The following is a 2,211-nucleotide window of genomic DNA, read 5'->3' as shown; positions in this document are numbered from 1 at the left end:
TGGGCCACGCCGACCTCAACACCACCCGCCGCTATGCCCTACCCACCGACGCCGACAAAGCCGCCGCCCTGGAAGCGCTCACCATCGACCGGTGAGATTCAGTCATAAGGAGCGGTATGACCCGCTCGAATGCTTGGTCAGGCGCCCTCAGCCGCCGCAGGCCACAGCACAGCAGGCCCCTGCGTTCCTGTGAAACCAGCGCTGTCCCATCCCGGCGGGTACTCACCGTCGGCCAGCGCCGCGTTTCCCGACGTGGAGAACCGGCCCTCGTGCGGTGGCTGGAACACGAACGGGCCGCACTCGCGGACCTCGTCGTCTGCGCCCAGCGTCACACGGCAGCTATCGAGTGTGGAGGCATCACGGGTCAGGTCCCCCTGTCCGCTGACGAGCAACTCCAAGTCGTGCTCCATGAGCCACAGCCACACTGTGACCTCCACGGGATCGGTGACCAGGTCCGTGGGACGCACCCGCGCGGACACGACCACTCCGTCCTCCGAGAGCGCGGTGCAGGGCTGGTACTCCACCGACCCCGAGGCCATGACGCTCCAGTCGTTGCGGCACTCCTCGTCACTAGCTGCCAGGGGAGCCAGTGGAGGTACTGCCCCATCCGGAGACGGGGTGAGGATCGTTGCGGGAGCATTGCCTGGTCCATCGACAGCTCCTGCCCTCTGCCACAGAGCGGTCACCCCCACGAAGACCAGTCCCACAGCGACCGCGAGGGTCACGAAGAGAGGACGACGGAAGAACTGTCGTCTCACCGGTGTTTCGGGCTGCTCCAACGCTACAGGGGCAGGTGGTTCTTCGTCTGAGGTGGCTACCTCGTCGTCTGCTTGGCCTGGCTCGCTGGCCGGAACACCTTCAGAGGGAGGGGACTGTTCCTGTTGAGGAGTCTCACTGTCTGCTTCCTGCCCCGCACCGGAGTCGAGCTCTGTTTCTGCCTGTTCTCGTGCGCGCAGGCAACTCGCGGCCTGTGACTTCCAGCCGGTGCGCCTGGTCTGCGCGAGTTGTCCGGTACACCTGTCCACCCGCACGGCAGCCGCGTAAAGCCTCCGCGCGGAGGGCAGTTCGTTCTTTCCGCCGATACCGGTGATGATCGTGTCTGCGTCCCTTACTCCGGGGAACCTGACCCCCTTCTCCTTGAAGATCTGGTCGCGGCCCGCCAACCACTTGGAGAAGTACGAAAGACCTATGCCTGTCCTCGTCGACAGGACTTTCCTCCCCTTCTCGAAGTCGGCGAGTACCGCCTCCAGTGCATCGGAGAACTCATCGAGGGCCTCGGCCAGTGCGGCCGCAGTCTGCTCGAAGCGCGCGCTTTCGTCATCGGGCTGGTCTGTCACGACCACCGCACCTTCCTCACCTTGGCGCCTCAACTAGTGTCTTCGCTGGTCACAGCCCACATAGGTTGAGGCGCAATTGCGGCCCTTCTCATTTACTCGCACACCGCAGGTGGGGTGGTGATGCTGGTTGTTGTCGTGATGGCCCACAACGTCACGACAGAACCTGTGGATCAGTGAGCAGGAAGGACAACCATGCGTTCCGTTGGAATCTATTCTCGGTCAGTGCTGACCACTCTCGTGTGTGTTCTGGCGACTTTGTTCGCCTTCTCGGGGACGGCGCTGGCCGACTCCGCGGGATCGGCCAGCCCGGGGGCTCAGGGGCGGGCCTGCCTCTTTCTTTCGACGTCCGCCGCCTACTCCCCCTCCAATAACGGAGGTATCCCGATGGGCCACACCGCTTGGGCGGTCAAGGATCCCGGCAAAGACCACTGGTTGTGGGGGACGATGAACGGTCCTGGTACTGGTGGGACGGGGTCGATGGGAGGCTTCATCTCCTCGGGCTCGTTCGCTGAGCTGAGGTCGAGCACGATCATCCCTCACGCCAGTTACAACTACGTGCGCTGCATCGACACCCCCGACGGCGATATCGACGCTGCCTACGATCGGCACCGCAGCCTCACCCAGATCAAGTTCGACGCCTTTCGACAGAACTGCCTGATCAGCTCGGTGAAGATCCTGCACGCCTACAGCCTCTGGCTGGACCAGGATGACCTCCCCACCTGGAACTTGACGGCCCATCCCCCGCGCCTCTACTTCAACGGCGATACCCCAGGGAGCCTGGGCGATGGGTGGGACGAACCCCAGCCGTATCACGGTGGCCCCTTCTAGCGACTGACTTGTCCCAACCACGGGGTGGGGGGGGGGGGGGGGGGGG

2 protein-coding genes are annotated in these 2,211 nt (G+C 64.3%); one reads left to right on the top strand and one right to left on the bottom strand.

What is annotated here, in order from left to right; translation table 11 throughout:
• Positions 1-137: 137 nt before the first annotated feature.
• Positions 138-1,343, bottom strand: coding sequence for a hypothetical protein (locus DQW06_RS28940; RefSeq protein ID WP_157983458.1), 1,206 nt, complete (start codon positions 1,341-1,343; stop codon positions 138-140).
• Positions 1,344-1,559: 216 nt separating this feature from the next.
• On the opposite strand from DQW06_RS28940, the gene DQW06_RS16300 reads away from it, so the two are divergent.
• Positions 1,560-2,165, top strand: coding sequence for a hypothetical protein (locus DQW06_RS16300; RefSeq protein WP_117198845.1), 606 nt, complete (start codon positions 1,560-1,562; stop codon positions 2,163-2,165).
• Positions 2,166-2,211 lie beyond the last annotated feature (46 nt).

This window comes from Nocardiopsis sp. TNDT3 (assembly GCF_003427465.1).
GTDB lineage: Bacteria > Actinomycetota > Actinomycetes > Streptosporangiales > Streptosporangiaceae > Nocardiopsis > Nocardiopsis dassonvillei.
This window is presented reverse-complemented; position numbering and strand designations above follow the sequence as displayed.